Annotated in this window: 15 protein-coding genes; 7 read left to right on the top strand and 8 right to left on the bottom strand. The window is 72.4% G+C overall.

The window, feature by feature from the left end; all coding sequences use genetic code 11:
* From AB0E67_RS28695 to ptsP, 3 genes are all read left to right on the top strand, one after another.
* Positions 1–211, top strand: a 211-nt coding sequence (locus tag AB0E67_RS28695; RefSeq protein WP_362031933.1) for a hypothetical protein, incomplete at its 5' end; no start/stop codon positions are given.
* Between the two features lie 277 nt (positions 212–488).
* Complete coding sequence (locus AB0E67_RS28700; protein WP_073790249.1) at positions 489–938, top strand: PTS glucose transporter subunit IIA; 450 nt, start codon at positions 489–491, stop codon at positions 936–938.
* Positions 939–1,014: 76 nt separating this feature from the next.
* Positions 1,015–2,685 (top strand): phosphoenolpyruvate--protein phosphotransferase, encoded by a 1,671-nt coding sequence (ptsP, locus tag AB0E67_RS28705; protein WP_362031935.1) that lies wholly within the window; start codon positions 1,015–1,017, stop codon positions 2,683–2,685.
* Between the two features lie 98 nt (positions 2,686–2,783).
* On the opposite strand, the gene AB0E67_RS28710 is transcribed toward ptsP, so the two are convergent.
* Together AB0E67_RS28710 and AB0E67_RS28715 are read right to left on the bottom strand one after the other, a co-directional pair.
* Positions 2,784–3,647, bottom strand: coding sequence for a hypothetical protein (locus AB0E67_RS28710; protein WP_362031937.1), 864 nt, complete (start codon positions 3,645–3,647; stop codon positions 2,784–2,786).
* A 218-nt stretch (positions 3,648–3,865) separates the two neighbouring features.
* Entirely contained in the window at positions 3,866–5,842 is a 1,977-nt protein-coding gene (locus AB0E67_RS28715; RefSeq protein WP_362031939.1) for an acetoacetate--CoA ligase, read from the bottom strand.
* 242 nt (positions 5,843–6,084) lie between these two features.
* On the opposite strand from AB0E67_RS28715, the gene AB0E67_RS28720 reads away from it, so the two are divergent.
* Entirely contained in the window at positions 6,085–8,433 is a 2,349-nt protein-coding gene (locus tag AB0E67_RS28720; RefSeq protein WP_362031941.1) for a glycoside hydrolase family 31 protein, read from the top strand.
* Between the two features lie 205 nt (positions 8,434–8,638).
* On the opposite strand, the gene AB0E67_RS28725 is transcribed toward AB0E67_RS28720, so the two are convergent.
* Positions 8,639–9,181 carry an NUDIX domain-containing protein gene (locus AB0E67_RS28725; RefSeq protein WP_362031942.1) on the bottom strand — a complete coding sequence of 181 codons (543 nt, stop codon included), beginning with the start codon at positions 9,179–9,181 and terminating at the stop codon, positions 8,639–8,641.
* A 57-nt stretch (positions 9,182–9,238) separates the two neighbouring features.
* On the opposite strand from AB0E67_RS28725, the gene AB0E67_RS28730 reads away from it, so the two are divergent.
* Together AB0E67_RS28730 and AB0E67_RS28735 are read left to right on the top strand one after the other, a co-directional pair.
* On the top strand, positions 9,239–10,045 hold the full coding sequence (locus AB0E67_RS28730) for a M15 family metallopeptidase (RefSeq protein ID WP_362031944.1): 807 nt from the start codon (positions 9,239–9,241) through the stop codon (positions 10,043–10,045).
* A 116-nt stretch (positions 10,046–10,161) separates the two neighbouring features.
* The gene (locus tag AB0E67_RS28735) at positions 10,162–10,515 is read left to right on the top strand and encodes a DUF962 domain-containing protein (RefSeq protein WP_362031946.1); all 354 of its coding nucleotides are present in this window, start codon (positions 10,162–10,164) and stop codon (positions 10,513–10,515) included.
* Between the two features lie 61 nt (positions 10,516–10,576).
* On the opposite strand, the gene AB0E67_RS28740 is transcribed toward AB0E67_RS28735, so the two are convergent.
* From AB0E67_RS28740 to AB0E67_RS28760, 5 genes are all read right to left on the bottom strand, one after another.
* Positions 10,577–11,161: a hypothetical protein gene (locus AB0E67_RS28740; protein WP_362031948.1), complete on the bottom strand. Its 585-nt coding sequence runs from the start codon at positions 11,159–11,161 to the stop codon at positions 10,577–10,579.
* Between the two features lie 105 nt (positions 11,162–11,266).
* Positions 11,267–11,872, bottom strand: a complete 606-nt coding sequence (locus AB0E67_RS28745) for an ATP/GTP-binding protein (RefSeq protein WP_351522243.1) — start codon at positions 11,870–11,872, stop codon at positions 11,267–11,269.
* The gene (locus AB0E67_RS28750) at positions 11,853–12,278 is read right to left on the bottom strand and encodes a DUF742 domain-containing protein (RefSeq protein ID WP_362031950.1); all 426 of its coding nucleotides are present in this window, start codon (positions 12,276–12,278) and stop codon (positions 11,853–11,855) included. Before AB0E67_RS28750 ends, AB0E67_RS28745 begins: the two co-directional genes overlap by 20 nt.
* A gap of 9 nt (positions 12,279–12,287) precedes the next feature.
* Entirely contained in the window at positions 12,288–12,731 is a 444-nt protein-coding gene (locus AB0E67_RS28755; protein WP_073790261.1) for a roadblock/LC7 domain-containing protein, read from the bottom strand.
* Positions 12,728–15,661, bottom strand: coding sequence for a nitrate- and nitrite sensing domain-containing protein (locus AB0E67_RS28760; RefSeq protein ID WP_362031952.1), 2,934 nt, complete (start codon positions 15,659–15,661; stop codon positions 12,728–12,730). Before AB0E67_RS28760 ends, AB0E67_RS28755 begins: the two co-directional genes overlap by 4 nt.
* A 516-nt stretch (positions 15,662–16,177) precedes the next feature.
* Between AB0E67_RS28760 and AB0E67_RS28765 the strand changes: the two genes are divergently transcribed.
* Positions 16,178–16,549, top strand: coding sequence for a hypothetical protein (locus tag AB0E67_RS28765; RefSeq protein ID WP_362032020.1), 372 nt, complete (start codon positions 16,178–16,180; stop codon positions 16,547–16,549).
* Positions 16,550–16,579: the final 30 nt, after the last annotated feature.

Genomic DNA, 16,579 nt, shown 5'->3' on the forward strand with positions numbered 1-16,579 from the left:
TCGTACTCACCCCGACCTTCCGGTCCAGGCTTTCCTCCGGGCTTTTCCCTTCGGTCTTGCGTTTCCGACTCTATCAGACTCTTTCGTGTCCGATTTCCCGGTCGAAGCGGGCTTCTGCAGGGCAGAAAAAGATTTCGCCTTCCAGATATACGCTTTCGCGCTTTTCCTTTCCGGCGGACCCGACTCTATCAGGCATTTTCCCTTTCCCTGACCGGCCCTCTGCGGACATGCAGGTGCCCATCCTGAAATGGAATCGTGCGTGAGGAGTCGTCACCGACCCCTCATCCATGTTGCACCGGGGTCAGGCGGAGGTATGACCATACAGGCGGGCCCTGGGCGAGGCAAATCGTTCCCGGTGACCGCTCAGGGTCTCGAACCGTCAACACTCGGGCGGAATCGGAACTTCCTATGACTTACGCTGCTGAGCAGCACGCCGTCGTCCGCCAGCCGTGACGACGCCACCCGAGCTCCACCCTGGGAGGTTCCCCATGACCGCTGTGACGTCGCCTCTTGCCGGACGTGCCATCGGGCTCGCCGCAGTACCGGACCCGGTTTTCGCCGGCGCGATGGTGGGCCCGGGGACCGCGATCGATCCCGTGCGTGAGCCGTCCGAGGTCGTGTCGCCGGTCGAGGGCATCGTCGTCTCCCTCCATCCGCACGCGTTCGTCGTCGTGGACGGGCAGGGGCACGGTGTGCTCGTCCACCTCGGTATCGACACCGTTCAGCTCAACGGCGAGGGCTTCGAACTCCTCGTGAACAAGGGGGACACGGTCGCGCGCGGCCAGGGGATCGTGAGGTGGGATCCCGCGGGTGTGGAGGCGGCGGGCAAGTCTCCCGTGTGCCCGGTCGTCGCACTCGAGGCCACGGCCGATTCCCTTGCCGACGTCCGAGAGGACGGGGACGTGAAGACCGGCGACACACTGTTCGGCTGGCAGTGACGGGCCCGGCGAAGTGACAGCGGACGGGATATCCACAGCGGGGGCAGGGCCCACCGCACGACCGGGGACGGGTGAGATGGAGACAACGCTGCGAGGCGTCGGCGTGAGCCACGGGGTGGCGATCGGCGAGGTGCGTCATATGGGTACGGCGGTGCTCGAACCGCCGGCCAAGCAGATCCCGGCCGAGGAGGCGGAGCGCGAACAGGGGCGCGCCCGCCAGGCGGTGGAGGCCGTGGCGGCGGACCTGATCGCGCGGGGCAACCTGGCCGGGGGCGAGGCGCAGCACGTCCTCGAGGCCCAGGCCATGATGGCGCAGGACCCGGAGCTGATGGCCGACGTGGAGCGGCGCATCGCCGTCGGCAGCTCCGCCGAACGGGGGGTCTACGACGCCTTCGCCTCCTACCGGGCGCTGCTCGCCAATGCCGGGGAGTACCTCGCGGGGCGGGTCGCCGACCTCGACGACGTGCGCAACCGGATCGTGGCCCGGCTGCTCGGTGTGCCGATGCCCGGCGTGCCGGACAGCGACCAGCCGTACGTGCTGATCGCGCGGGACCTGGCGCCCGCCGACACCGCGCTGCTCGACCCCGCGCTGGTGCTCGGTTTCGTCACCGAGGAGGGCGGGCCGACCAGTCACAGCGCGATCCTGGCCCGGGCGCTCGGTGTGCCCGCCGTGGTGGCCCTCCCCGGTGCCACCGAGCTGGCCGAGGGCGCTGTCGTCGCGGTGGACGGCAGCACCGGCGAGGTCTTCGTGGAGCCGGGCGCCGAGAAGCGCGCGGAACTGCGGAGCGCCGCCGCCTCGCGCAAGGCCGCGCTGGCCGCGTCGACCGGTCCGGGGGCGACCTCCGACGGTCACAAGGTCCCGCTGCTCGCCAATGTGGGGGGTCCGGGGGACGTGCCCGCGGCGGTCGAGGCCGGTGCGGAGGGCGTGGGTCTCTTCCGCACCGAGTTCCTGTTCCTGGACGACAGCGGTCGGGCGCCGTCGGAGGAGAAGCAGTTCGCGGCGTACCGGGCGGTGCTCGAGGCGTTTCCCGAAGGGCGTGTCGTGGTGCGGGTGCTGGACGCCGGTGCCGACAAGCCGCTCGCCTTCCTGACGCCCGCGGACGAACCGAACCCGGCGCTGGGTGTGCGCGGGCTGCGGAGCCTGCTGGAACACCCCGAGGTGCTGCGGACCCAGCTCGCCGCGCTGGCGAAGGCGGCCGAGGGTCTGCCCGTCCATCTCGAGGTCATGGCCCCGATGGTGGCGGACCGTACGGACGCGAGGGCCTTCGCCGACGCCTGCCGTGAGGCGGGGCTGGGGGCGAAGTTCGGGGCGATGGTGGAGATCCCGTCCGCCGCGCTGCGGGCACGCTCGATCCTGCAGGAGGTGGAGTTCCTGTCGCTAGGCACCAACGACCTGGCGCAGTACACCTTCGCCGCCGACCGGCAGGTGGGGGCGGTGTCCCGGCTCCAGGACCCCTGGCAGCCGGCGCTGCTCGACCTGGTGGCGCTCTCGGCGGAGGCGGCCCGGGCCGAGGGAAAGAGCTGTGGCGTCTGTGGTGAGGCGGCCTCCGATCCGCTGCTCGCCTGCGTTCTGACGGGTCTGGGCGTGACGTCGTTGTCGATGGGCGCGGCGTCCATTCCGTATGTGCGCGCCGCTCTGGCCAAGCACACGCTGGCGCAGTGCGAGCGCGCCGCCTCCGCCGCACGTGCGGCGGACTCCGCGGAGGAGGCCCGGACGGCCGCTCAGGCCGTGCTGTCGGGCGAGTAGCCCCGTACCGAGGTGAAGGGGCTCCCCGCCCGATGAGTGCGGGGAGCCCCTTCCGTGTCCTCGCGGGGTGTGTCCCCGTCCCGGTGCTCCCTCCGTTGTCAGTGGTGTTCTTCCGGCTCGTCGGCTCCGAGGTCGAAGCCCGCGCAGTAGTCCACATGCGGCTCGGGGGCGACGGGTTCGCCGGTGTCGGCGTCGGTGCAGTAGGCGCTGAAGACCTCGCCCGCGGTGAGCGGGACCAGGCGGGCGCGGTCCAGGCGCCAGCCGTGGACGCGGTCCCGGGCGCCGGGATTGCTGGTGCGGAGCACGACTCCCCCGGGCTTTTCGAGGGCGACGCCGACGGCGAGGACGGTGACGAACTCGACGCCCTCCGCCGATTCGAGGCGGGCGGGGCCCCCGGTGTCACGTTCGACGTGGAGGACCGAGAGCAGGTGCTCGCCCGCCGCGGGGGCCGAGCAGACGAGGTGGTGGGTGCCCGGACCCGCGGTCTCCAGCATGCGCAGCAGGAGATGGGAGGCCCGGTCGAAGGCGGCCCGGCCGATGTCCTGGCCGCAGTCCGCACACTCCCCGAGGCCGGCCAGGGTCATCGTGGCGTACTCCCAGGTGGCCTGGCGGACGGCCCGGTCGACCAGGAGCGGGATCAGATCCTCGATGCGTTGGCCGGTGTACGCGACGGTGGCTCCGGACGCGGCGATCTCCGCGGTGAAGCGGCTGCGGCTGGCGGGGGCGTCGGCCGCGATTCCGGACTCGGCGCAGAACTCCGCGTACTCCTCGGGGTCGAAGAGCGCGACCGTGGCGTGCCTGCCCTGTGCGGCGAGAGACTTGAGCAGGCCCTCGACCTGTTGGAGATAGACCGTGTGGTCATCGAAGGCGAAGGTGCGGTAGCGCCGCATCGCCGCGAAGTCCCGTTCGTCGGCCAGCAGGCCGATGGTGCTCGGGGCTTCGCGGCGCAGCGTGCGGCGCATGGACGTCCCGGTACGGCCGCGGCCGCGGGGCCGGGTGGTGGTGACGGTCCCCTCCCGCCCCGGCCCTTCCTTCGCGGCCCTTTCGCGCGTGGTCCTCCCGGGCTCGGTCCCGCCGGGCCCGGTCCGCCGGATGTTGCCGTGGTGCGCCATGTGACTCCCCCAGTGCGCTGACGATCATTGCTCACTCAGAGTAATAATGGGCACTGACAACGTGGCGCTCAGCGACGTCTGCGGGCGAGGTCCTCGAAGAAGTGGAGGAGTTCGAGGTTGTCGACGGAGCCGGGGTTGACCGCCTTGGCCAGGGCAGTTCCCTGCAGAAGGCGTTTGACCGGAACCTCGATGCGCTTGCCGGTGAGGGTGTGCGGGATGCCGGGGACCTCGATGACCTCGTCCGGGACATGACGCGGCGAGAGGTTCTCGCGGATGGTGCGCTTGATGCTGTCGCGGAGGTCGTCGTCGAGCACGGCGCCCTCGGCGAGGTGGACGAACAGCGGCATCCAGTAGCCGCCACCGGGTTCCTCGATGCCGATGACGAGGGATTCGCGGATCTCGGGAAGCCGCTCGACGGCCTCGTAGATGTCCGACGAGCCCATCCGCACGCCCTGGCGGTTGAGGGTGGAGTCGGATCGGCCGTGGATGACGACCGAGCCCCGTTCGGTGATCGTGATCCAGTCGCCGTGACGCCAGACGCCGGGGTACGTGTCGAAGTAGCTGTCGTGGTAGCGGCTGCCGTCGGGGTCGTTCCAGAAGCGGATCGGCATGGACGGCATGGGCGCGGTGACGACGAGTTCGCCGACCTCGCCGACGAGCGGCTTGCCCGCGGGGTCCCAGGACTGCAGGTCCGTGCCGAGGCACGGGGCCTGGAGCTCGCCGATGTGCACGGGGAGGGTGGGGACCGCACCGGCGAAGCAGCTGCACACGTCCGTTCCGCCGCTGACGGAGGCGATCCACAGGTCGTCGCCGACCTCGTCGTGCAGCCAGCGGAATCCGTCGGGCGGGAGCGGGGATCCGGTGGTGGCGACGCACTGGATCCGGGAGAGGTCGAGGTCGCGCCCGGGGTGGATGCCGGCCTTGCGACAGGCCATCACGTAGGAGGCGGAGGTGCCGAAGAGGGTGGCTCCGGTCTGTTCGGCGATCCGCCACTGGGCGCTGACGTCCGGAAAGCCGGGGCTTCCGTCGTACAGCACGAGCGCGGTGCCGGTGAGCAGGCCGGAGACGAGGAAGTTCCACATCATCCAGCCGGTGGAGGTGTACCAGAAGAACCGGTCCTCGGGGCCGAGGTCGCAGTGCAGGCCGATCTGCTTGAAGTGTTCGAGCAGGATGCCGCCCTGGGACTGGACGATGGCCTTGGGGAGTCCGGTCGTACCGGAGGAGTACAGCACCCACAGCGGATGGTCGAAGGGCACCGGCTCGAAGACGGGTTCCGTGTCCGCGGCGGTGAGGGCGGACCATTCGAGCGCGCCGTCCGGGGCGTCCGTGCCCAGGAGCGGGATGTGGACGACGGCGCGCAGGGTGGGGAGTTCGCGGCGCAGCTCCGCGACCGTGTCGGCGCGGTCGTACTCCTTGCCGCCGTAGCGGTAGCCGTCCACCGTGAACAGGACGACGGGTTCGACCTGTTGGAAGCGGTCGAGGACGCTGCGCGCGCCGAAGTCCGGGGCGCAGGACGTCCAGACCCCGCCGACGGCGGCGGTGGCGAGGAAGGCGACGACGGCCTGGGGAATGTTGGGGAGGTACGCACTGACCCGGTCGCCCGGCCGGACGCCGAGGGCGCGCAGTTCGGCGGCGAGGGAGCCGACCCTGCGGCGGAGTTCGGACCAGGAGACCGCGGCCTGGGTGTGGGTCTCGTCGACGTGGAGCAGCGCGGGGGCGTCCGCGCGCGAGGGGTCCTCGGCGGCGCGCAGGGCGTGTTCGGCGTAGTTGAGGGTGGCGCCCGGGAACCACTGGGCACCGGGCATGCTGCGGTCGCCCATGACGGACTCGTACGGGGTGGAGAACCGTACGTCGAACCAGTCGGCGACGGCCTTCCAGAAGGTGTCGAGTTCCTCGACGGACCAGCGGTGCAGTGCCGGGTAGCCGCCTTCGGCCGGGGCTCCGTAGCGCCCCGCCGCCCAGTTCTGGAAGCGGGTGACGGCCGCGGCGGCGACGCGGTCGGGGCCGGGCTGCCAGAGCGGGGGCTCGTCGGTTGCTGCGGTCATGGGGCTGCTCCCTGACTGTACGGATACGCGGGGTCGGCGTGGGACGCGCACACATGCCGGGGTGTGCGCGTGAGGCGGCCGTTACGGACGATGCCATGTGATCGTCGTTCGCACCAGGGTTCGCCGCCCATGGTCCGCTGTCCGCACATGTGGGCCGACCACGGGTACGCGCGGGCCGACCGTGGGTGAACGGAAGTTGAACGGGGCCCGCCCCCGGTCCGTCGGGTGGCAGGGTGAGCCGCATGGATGGTCGTGACCTGGTGCGCTCGGTGAAGTTGGTCGGTTCGGCGCGGGGGCTGCGCATGGTGCGCTCAGCCGTGCGCAGGCGGAACGCGGACGCGCGGGCGCTGCCGCGCCGTGGTGCGGAGCGGGCGCGGGTGCCGGGACTCGTGGTGGGGGCGGAGCCGGGGCCGGGCGGGGGCGTGGTGCGGTTCGCGCGGTCCGAGCTGCGGGTCCGGGTGACGGTGGGCGGCGCGGTGTTCTGGAGCTGGGACGGGGCCGACCCGCTGCCGTCGTACGCGCTGGCCGGTGCGGCGCCGGAGGCGGATCCGCGGGCCCGGCTGGAGCCGGACACGGCGGACGGCTGGCAGGTGGTCTCGGAGCGGCTGACCCTCGCGGTGTCGCGGCACGGGGCCGTGGAGCTGCGGACACCGGGCGGGGTGATGCTCCGGCGCGAGCTGCCGCCGCGCTGGTGGGAGCCGGTCGCGGGGGGCGCGGCCCGGTGGGTGCAACGGTCCGAGGTGCCCGCGGACGCCCGGTTCTTCGGGCTCGGCGGGCGGGCCTCGGGGCCTCGGCTGCGGGACGGGGTGTACCGGCTGTGGAACACCGATCCCGGGGGGCGGTTCGGGCCGGAGGACGATCCGTTGTCCCTGACCATGCCGGTGCAGCTGGTGGTGTCCGACGCGGGGACGCATCTGGTGTTCCACGACAACAGCTGGTCGGGGCGGGTGACGCTGCGCGAGGGCGAGGAGGGCGCGGGTTCCGGCCATGACCGTCCGGGCACGTGCGAGGTGCGGATGGACGGCGGGCCGCTGCGGTGCTGGGCGACGGCGGGTACGCCGGCCCGGGTGCTGCAGAGCTGGACCGCGCTCACTGGCGCCCCGGCGCTGCCGCCGTCATGGGCGCTCGGTCCGCAGCACGCCCGTTGGGGGTTCGGCGGCGAGCGGGAGGTGCGGCGGATCGTCGCCGGGTACCGGGAGCGGGAGCTGCCGCTGTCCGCTCTGCATCTGGACATCGATCACTTCGACGGAAACCGGGTCTTCACCGTCGACCGGGGGCGCTTCCCGGATCTTCCGGGGCTGGCGGAGGAGTTGCGGGAGAAGGGGGTCCGGCTGGTGTCGATCGTCGATCCCGCGGTGAAGGCGGAGCCCGGGTACGCGGTGTTCGACTCGGGCACGGAGGTCGGGAGTCGGGGGGCGTTCGTGCGGGACGCCCGGGGGCGGGCGGTGCGCGGGGAGGTGTGGCCGGGTGAGTGCGTGTACCCGGACTTCACCGATCCGCTGGTGCGGGAGTGGTGGGGCGGGCTGTACGAGGAACGGCTCGCGCAGGGGTTCTCCGGGGTGTGGCACGACATGAACGAGCCGGTGTCGTTCGCGGCGTTCGGGGATCCGACGCTGCCGCGGTCGGCGCGGCACTGTCTGGAGGGCCGCGGAGGGGATCACCGCGAGGCGCACAACGTGTACGGGCTCGCCATGGCGCGTGCCGGTCACGAGGCGCTGCGCCGGTTGCGGCCGCGGGAGCGTCCTTTCCTGTTCTCGCGTTCGGGCTGGGCGGGGATGCAGAGGTACGGGGGCACCTGGTCCGGTGACGTGGCGACCGGCTGGCCCGGATTGCGGGCGTCGCTGGCACTGGTGCTGGGGCTCGGGCTGTGCGGGGTGCCGTACTCGGGGCCGGACGTGGGCGGGTTCGACGGGTCCCCCTCGCCCGAGTTGTATCTGCGGTGGTTCCAGCTCGGCGCCTATCTGCCGTTGTTCCGGACGCACGCTGCGATCGACGCGGGTCGGCGGGAGCCGTGGGAGTTCGGGCCGCAAGCGCTGGAGCACGCGCGGGCCGCGCTGGTGGAGCGGGAGCGGCTGAGGCCGTACTTCGAGACGCTGGCGGGGCTGGCCGCGCTGACCGGCGCGCCCTACGTGCGGCCGCTGTGGTGGGGGGCGCCCGGGGAGCGGGCGTTGCGGGACTGCGAGGACGCGTTCCTGCTGGGGGACGCGCTGCTGGTGGCGCCGGTGCTGGAGCGGGGTGCGGACCGCCGGGCGGTGCGGCTGCCGCGGGGGCGGTGGTACGACACGGCGACGGGCGGGGTCCACGAGGGGCCGGGACAGGTGTTGCTGGACGCTCCGCTGTCCCGGGTGCCGGTGCTGGCGCGGGCCGGTTCGGTGCTGCCCGTGCGGGGCGCGGACGGGGAGGTGGAACTGGAGGTATGGGCTCCGGCGGCGGGCCACACCGGGGGCGGACTGGTGGTGCCGGACCCGGGCGACGGCCGGGAACGGGCGGAGGTCGAGCGGTACACGACGAGGCTGGTGGACGGAAAGGTCGTGGTGGAGCGGGAGGGGGCGGAGGGACCGGGCCGCCCGGTACGCGTGCGCGGCGCATAGGCCCGGGGCGTGCGACCGGGCGATCTCGCAGTGCCGGGTGCGCGGTCGCGGATGGGTGGTGACGGGGCGCGCGGCAGGACGGCTCGGAGTTGGAGCGCGCGGTCGCGGAAGCGTGGTGCTCGGACGCACGCCGGCGGACGCGGGGCACCGGCCGTGGTGGCGGGCCCGGGGCGCGCGGTGACCGGGCGCCCGCGTGGCCGTCCGGTCAGTGGTAGCCGCCCTCGAACCACGACCGGGCGGCGAGCGTGTGCAGGGGGAAGGCGAGTTCGGTGGGTGCGCCGAGCACGTGGAAGCCCGTGGTCTCGTCGGTCGGTACGGAGGGCGGGAGGGCGGCCGCGGGGCGTGCCGGGAGGAGCCCGAAGAGGAGCAGGTGTCCTTCCGGGTCGCTGAGGGCGTCGGCGAGCCGGACGTCCGCTTCGTCGGCCTCGATACCGGTCTCCTCACGGAGTTCGCGCACCACGGCGTGCTTCCAGTCCTCGTCGTGGTCGATGAAGCCGCCGGGGAGCGCGACCCCGCCGAACTGCGGCGCGATGGTCCGGTTGATCACGACGAGGCCGGTGCCGTCGCGGCCGGTGACGGGGAGCAGGGCCACGGCGACCGGCAACGGGTTGCGGTAGGCCGTGTCGCCGCAGACGGCGCAGGTGCGGGGCCAGCCGGCCGGGGCCGCCGGGACGGCGTAGGGTGCGCCGCACGTGGCGCAGTGGGAGCCCTTGACCGGCTTCTGCGGATGATTCGTGAACGCGGACACGCGCGGACTGTATCCGATCCCCTGTCGCGCTCTCCCCCGTTCCGGGATTATGTGCCCATGACAGGTATGGGTTCCGCCTTCCGTGTCCTGGTGACCGCTGCTGCCGCCCTGCTCGCCGTCACCGCCACCGCCCCGGCGGCCCGCGCCCGGCCCGAGCCGAAGGCCCCCGGCGGATTCGTCGCGCTCCGCTCGGTGGACCCGACGATCATCCAGGAGATGCGCTACCCCACCGCCCACACCTTCATGGGGGTGCCGGTGGACGGCTACCGCGAGCCGCTCTGCATCCTGACGCGCCCCGCGGCCCGGGCCCTCCACCGTGCGCAGACCCGGCTGCTGCGCCGGGGCTACTCCCTGAAGGTGTACGACTGCTACCGGCCGCAGCGGGCAGTCGACCACTTCGTGCGCTGGGCGAAGGACCTCGACGACCAGACGATGAAGGGCGAGTTCTACCCCCGGGTCGACAAGTCGCGGCTGTTCGCGGACGGGTACATCGCGGAGAAGTCCGGACACAGCCGGGGCAGCACAGTGGACCTGACGCTGGTCAAGCTGCCCGCTGCGCCGGCCGGACCGGACGACCCCGGCCGGTGGAACGTGCCCTGCTACGCACCGCAGGACGAGCGCTTCCCGGACAGCTCCGTGGACATGGGCACGGGTTTCGACTGCTTCGACACGCTCGCCCACACCGACGACCCACGGGTCCAGGGGGCGCAGCGGGCCAACCGGCAGTTCCTGAAGCGGACCCTCGCCGAGGCCGGATTCGTGAACCTGGCCGAGGAATGGTGGCACCACACCCTCCGGGCGGAGCCGTTCCCGGACACCTACTTCGACTTCCCGGTCGCGAGAAGGTCCGTGGCGGGGCACTGACACGCGGACGGGAGGGAGCGGCCGGGACCACCCCCGCGGGCTCCGGCCGCCCCTCCTCTCCGCTCCGACGCGTCCGGGCCGTTTCCGGTTGCCGTCCGAGCCATTACGGTGCCCGTATGCCACAACAGGAGTTCGATTCTTACGAGGAATTCTGGCCCTACTACGCCGCGATGCACTCCAGGGCCGCGACCCGCTGGGTCCATCTGACCGGGACCCTCACCGGTCTCGCGGTCGCCGCCTACGGCCTGGCGCGAGGACGCAAGAGGTACGCCGCCGCGCTGCCGCTGATCGGCTACGGGACCGCCTGGCCCGCCCATTTCCTGATCGAGAAGAACAACCCGGCCACGTTCGGCCACCCTGTCTGGTCGCTCCGCGGTGACGTGCGGATGATCCGGACGATGCTGGCGGGGCGCGACCACGAGCTGGCGGAGACCGCCGCCGAGTGGCTCGCCGTCAACCGTCGGCCGTGACCGCGTGCGGCGGTCGTCGCGGGGTACCGGACGCCGCCCGGCCCTCCGGCCGAAGCCCGGGTCACACGCCCAGGGGGGCGCCCCGCCCCCTGTCCACGACGATGCTCGAACCGGGCTTCACGACCACCGGGCAGGAGTTCCACAACTCCGCTCCGGCCGTGATCAGTTCCAGCACGGCGCCTTGCTCGTCGGGCGTCCACGCAGCGCACTCGCCTCCGATCAGCTTCTCGTAGGCGCTGTCATGCACCGCTCCCTGCCGTAGCCGGTGGACTTCGCGGAGCCCTCGGGCCAGATCCTCGAAGAAGTTCCACGCCTCCAGCACCGCACCCGTGGGGACGTATCGGCGCACCGGGTCCTCCAGCCAGTGCTGGACACGGCCGAGCTCCAGCGTGTCGGCCCCGGAAGCGGCCAGTTTCCGCCCCTGTCGGCTCACGTACATCCGCGCCTGCCGAACAGTCCTGAACACCGGCACCTGCCGGCGATCGGCCTGCGGCAACGTCAGCACCCGATCGGGTTCGTCACCTCTGCCACCGATCCACACCACCACCGCGCCACGGCCGAGCCCGCGCACCCGGTACGCGTGGAGACTCCCGCCTCCACCGCGGCGCTCGACCGCGCACACCTCTGCCGTCCCGGTCCTCGTCACGCCCTCACCCTGGCACGGCCTGCGGGAATCGTCGCGGGGATTCCCCGCACCGCCCGGCAGCAGCGGGGCCGCGACGGGGCAGAACACCCAGTGCCGCTCCCGGCACTAGGTCGTCGCGGGCTCGCGGGGGCGCTCCACCCGGTCCACCGCGTGCTCGACGACCGTCACCAGCACGTCCCGCGCGGAGGAGCGGTCCCGCGCGTCGCACATGAGCACGGGCACCTCGGGGTCGAGGTCGAGCGCCGCCCGGACGGTCGTGACGGGGAAGAGGTCGGCGCCCTCGAAGCAGTTCACGGCGACCACGAACGGGATCCGGCGCCGCTCGAAGTAGTCGACCGCCGCGAAACAGTCCTCCAGGCGTCTGGTGTCCGCGAGCACGACCGCCCCCAGCGCTCCCTGGGCCAGTTCGTCCCAGAGGAACCAGAACCGGTCCTGGCCGGGGGTGCCGAACAGGTACAGCACCAGGTCCTCGCGCAGGGTGATGCGGCCGAAGTCCATGGCCACCGTGGTGGTGGTCTTCGCCTCCACTCCCGCCACGTCGTCCACGGGACGGCCCGCCTCGCTGAGCCGTTCCTCCGTCCGCAGCGGCCGGATCTCGCTGACCGCGCCGACCAGAGTCGTCTTGCCCACGCCGAAGCCGCCCGCCACCAGGATTTTCAGGGTGACGGGATCGACGGGCCGCTTGCGGCGGCTAGAGCGCCCGAAGGCCATTGATCACCTCGCGAAGAATGCTCACGTCCGGCAGCTCGGCCGGCGGAACGGGACGGGTCACGTGCACGAGTTCGTCCTCGACGAGGTCCCCGACCAGGACCCGGACCACCCCCACGGGGAGGTCCAGGCCCGCCGCGAGCTCGGCGATCGACTGGGGCATGGCGCTGCACAGCTCGACGATCTCCACGTGTTCCGGGGAGAGCGTCTGGTCACGGACGGGGTCGTCGGCCGCGGGTTCGGGGACGACGACCGCGATCAGGTCGAGCCGATGACGGGAGGCGCTGCTGGTGCGCCCGCGGGTCATCGCGTACGGACGGACCACGGGTCCCGCCTCGGCGTCGTACCAGCGTGACGTCTGTGGGCCCGTGTGCGGTGCCGGGGATCCGGAGGGGGAATCAGCGCTCATGCCGTCCGCTCACCCCCCGGCGGTCTGACCGGTCGTCCGGGGCGCGTTGGCCAGGTGGGCGCCGACGCGCTTGACCATCAGCGTCATCTCGTACGCCACCAGGCCGACGTCGGAGTCGGCGTCGGCGAGCACGGCGAGGCAGCTGCCGTCGCCCGCCGCCGTGACGAAGAGGAACGCCTCGTCGAGTTCGACGACGGTCTGGCGGACCCCGCCGGCGTCGAAGTGGCGTCCGACGCCCTTGGCGAGGCTGTGGAATCCGGAGGCGACGGCTGCCAGGTGTTCGCTGTCCTCGCGGGTGAGTTCCTCGGACGTGCCGGTGGCGAGGCCGTCGCTGGAGAGCACCAGTGCCTTGCGGATGCTGGCGACGCGTCCGACGAGTTCGTCCAGGAGCCAGTTGAGCCGGCCGGAGCCCCGGCGCTCGGTGGTGGTTGCTACGGCGTTCGGTGCGGTCATCGACCGTCCCCTTCGGAAGTGGTTCCTCGTGCTGTGTCACCGGGACCGGTCATGTCCTCGGCGTTCTGCCTGCGGCCGCGCTGCCAGCCGCGTTGGAGCGAGGCCATGCGGTCGCGCACCTCGTCCGCGTCGCGTTCGAAGTCCCGTGCCGGTCCCGTCCGGGCCGGTTCGGCGTCGCGCCCGCCGGTCACCTCGCGCAGTTGGGGGGCGAGGCTCGCCTGTCGGATGCGGCGGGGCAGACCGCCCACGGTCTCGCGGGGCGGTCGGGGGGCCGTCGCGCCCTCGCCCCCGGCCGCTGCGGCCGGGGCGGGCCCGGCGGATTTCCGGGGGCCCGCGGGCTCCCGGGGTCCGGTGGTGTCGTGAGGCGCGGCGGAATCGTCGGCCCCGGCCTCGGGGGGCCACGGTCCGGCGGCGGCCGGCCTGGTCGCGCCGTCGGTACCCGGGCTCCTGACGCCCGGTGCCCCGGCGACCGGTGCGTCGGTGACCCGGCCGCGGTCCTCGCCCCGGCGGGGCGAGGAGCCGTGCTCGGCGGTGACGGGGTGGGCGCGCCCCGCCTCGTCGACCCGGCGCCCGTTGTCGGCGACCAGGGTCGGCGGTTTACGGCGGGGCAGCGGCACCGGTCCGGCGGGGCGCCCCGCCCGGCCGGCGCCCGCGGCGTCGCCGGGGCGTCCGGACGCCTGCCGGTGCGGCTCGCGGTCGCGCCCGAGGTCACGGGCGCGGAAGATGCCGCCGCGCTCGCTGTCGGCGTCGTCGAGGTCGGCCGCTCCGCTCAGCACCGGATCGAGCAGGGGGTCGTTCGCCAGGTCCGCCGTCTCCACCGGGCCCTCGATCTCGACCGGCCCGTCCAGCAGGACCGGGTCCGCGATGCCCGCGGGTACGGGTACGAGGCCCGGGGACCTTCCGGTGGCCCGGCGGTCCGGCGCCCCCTCCGACCGGTCCTTGCCGCCGCCCGGTCCCTGGCGGCCGGACGTCCTCGTGCCCGTGGCCGTCTGCTCGGAGCGCCGGTCGAGACGGAAGCCGGTGCCGTGCGTCTCGGGTGCGTCGGTGAGCAGCGCTCCCGGGATGAAGACGACCGCGGTCGTGCCCCCGTACGGGGAGGTCTGCAGCGAGACACGGACGTTCTGCCGCTGGGCGAGGCGGCTGACCACGAAGAGGCCGAGCCGGTCGGTGTCGGACAGCTCGAACTCGGGGGTCTCGGCGAGCCGCAGGTTCGCGTCGAGGAGGGCGTCGGGGGCCATGCCGAGGCCGCGGTCGTGGATCTCCAGCGTGAAGCCGTTGGAGACCCGTTCCCCCAGTACCTGGACCGCGGTGTGCGGGGGCGAGAACACGGTGGCGTTCTCCAGGAGTTCGGCGATCAGGTGGGTGAGGTCGGCCACGGCGGGGCCGCTCACACCGATGCGGGGCAGTCGGCGGACCTCGATCCGCTCGTAGTCCTCGACCTCGGCGACCGCCGCCCGTACCACGTCCATCAGCTGGATCGGTTTGCGCCACTGGCGGGACGGGGCGGCACCGGAGAGGATCACCAGGCCCTCGGCATGGCGGCGCATGCGCGTGGTCAGGTGGTCGAGGCGGAACAGGTCCGCGAGTTCGTCGGTGTCCTCGGTGCGGCGTTCCATGGCGTCCAGGAGCGTGAGCTGCCGGTGCAGCAGCACCTGGTTGCGGCGGGCGAGGTTGACGAAGACCTCGGACACGCCGCGCCGCATGTCCGCCTGCTTGACGGCGGCTTCGACGGCGGCGCGTTGCAGGGTGTTGAGTGCCTGCCCGACCTGGCCGATCTCGTCCCGCTCGTACTGGAGACGCGGTGCCTCGGTCTCGACGTCGATCTGTTCGCCGGCCGCGAGTCGGCGCATCACGCTCGGCAGCCGGATTCCGGAGACCTCGTGGGCGTCCTTGCGCAGCCGGGAGAGGTCGCGGATGAGCTCGCGGCCGATGCGCACGGAGACGAAAACCGAGGCCAGCAGGGCCAGGAAGCCGAGGACGCCGGCCACCCCGGCCTTGATCAGGACGCTGTAGCCCGCGGGCTTGCCCCGTTCCTGGAAGCGGTCGTTCATCTCGGTGGAGTCGGCGGCCAGTCGGGCCAGGACCGGTGTGGCCACCTCCTGCCAGCGCTCGGCGTCGACCACGCGCGGTTCGTCGGTGGGACCGGCGTCCAGGAGTGCCTTCTCGGCGGTTCGCAGCGCTTCGCTGTCCGGGCTCGCCCAGTACCGCACCACCCGCTGGCGTTCCGCCGACGGGAGCATCTCGGCGTTGATCTCGTAGAGCAGTCCGCGGTTGGCGACGAGATCGGAGACCTGGCGCAGTTCGGTGGCGGTGATCCGTCCGGCGATGAGCGACGAGGCGACCAGCGCGTCTTCGCGGGAGAGCATTTCGCGGGCCCGTGAGATACCGACCAGCGCGCGGACCTGCTTGTCCATCGACACGTTCTCCATCGTGCGAAGACCGGTCAGGAAGCGGTGGCAGGGATCGACGAGTCGCCCGTAGAACTCCATCGCCTTCGAACGGTCGATGGTGCGCCGGTCGACCGATTCGCGGAGCGCGCCGAGGCCCTCGACCGTCCCGAGGAGGGAGTTCAGCCGGGTCTCGTCGTCCGCCCGCAGCGCGTCACGGACGTCCTCGCGTCCCGCGCTGTCCCTGACCTCCGTCAGGGCGCGGTCGGTGGCCTCCCGTTGGCGTCGCAGCAGGGTCAGCCCGTCGGAGGTCCTGGGGTCGGCGAGGAGGACGAGTGTCTGACGGCGCTCCTCCTGGAGGGCGCGGACGGTGTTCTCCAGAGGATGGCCGACCCTTTCCACGACGGTGCTCGCGCGCATGAGATGGCCGGCTTCACGTCCTGTCAGAAACGTGGCGAAACCCCAGAGTCCGGTGAGGGAGAGGAGGGGCACCAGCAGCAGTGCCACGATCTTCCTGCGGATGGACTTCCCGCGAAAGCGCACGGCCTCCCCCAGCCCGACCCCACGGGGCGAGGGGTCGTGTTCCGTCAACAAACGGCGCGAGCCTACTACCGACGGGGAGGCAACTCGAAGGGATGTCTGGGATGTTTTTCAGCCGCGCCCCCGGCGTAGATCACAGGTTCTCCCGGTATTCCGGACCGTGAATTTCGCGAAAGCGGCAGAAGAGTCCCGTCGGGGCATCACACTGTCGAGGAGGGCAGTTGGCTGGAAATCTTCGCTCGATAGCGGATCGGGGGAATTTTCCCACCCTGTCACTCGTCTCCCTGTACGGGGCAGGGGAAACAACGGGAGCACTCGGGACAGGACGGTCCGTTCCACCCGCACATAGAGACAACGCATCCCGGGCAGAAACCCTGAAGTCGGACATCGGTGGGGAGTTGAGAGTTCTTGGATACGGAAGAACGCCGGGGCCGGGGGCCGTCGGCCCCGGCCGCGAGAACGGCCTCGACAGCCGCCCCCGGCGCGCCGCTCCCGCGTCAGCGACGCCGGCAGCTCTGGGTGGAGGAGCCGGCCACCCGTTGGCGGATGCCGGACCCCGTCCGCACGTCCGCCGTGCGTGCCGTGCTCATCATGTCGTTGACGATCATCCAGGCCGTGGTGGCCTTCCTGTGCACGCTGGCGGAGTCCTGGCTGGCCTTCCCGATGGTGCTGAGCAGTGTGGCCAGCACGGTGATCGCGACCTGGGCGGTGCTGGACGTCTGGGTCACCCGACAGGTCTGGAACCAGCGCCACGGCGTGGTGTCCGCGCCGAGCAGTTCGGCACGGCAGCTGCGCCGTGAGCGGCGCGGCGCGCGCCGCGCCGCACGGGCTGCCCGGCGGGAGGAGGCGCGCATACGCCGCCGGGGCGCGAGCGACCTCTCGCGGGCCTGACCGCCCCGTCCGCCCGGCGTCCCGGTCCAC

It is taken from the genome of Streptomyces sp. NPDC032161, assembly GCF_040636995.1.
In the GTDB taxonomy this organism is placed as follows: domain Bacteria; phylum Actinomycetota; class Actinomycetes; order Streptomycetales; family Streptomycetaceae; genus Streptomyces.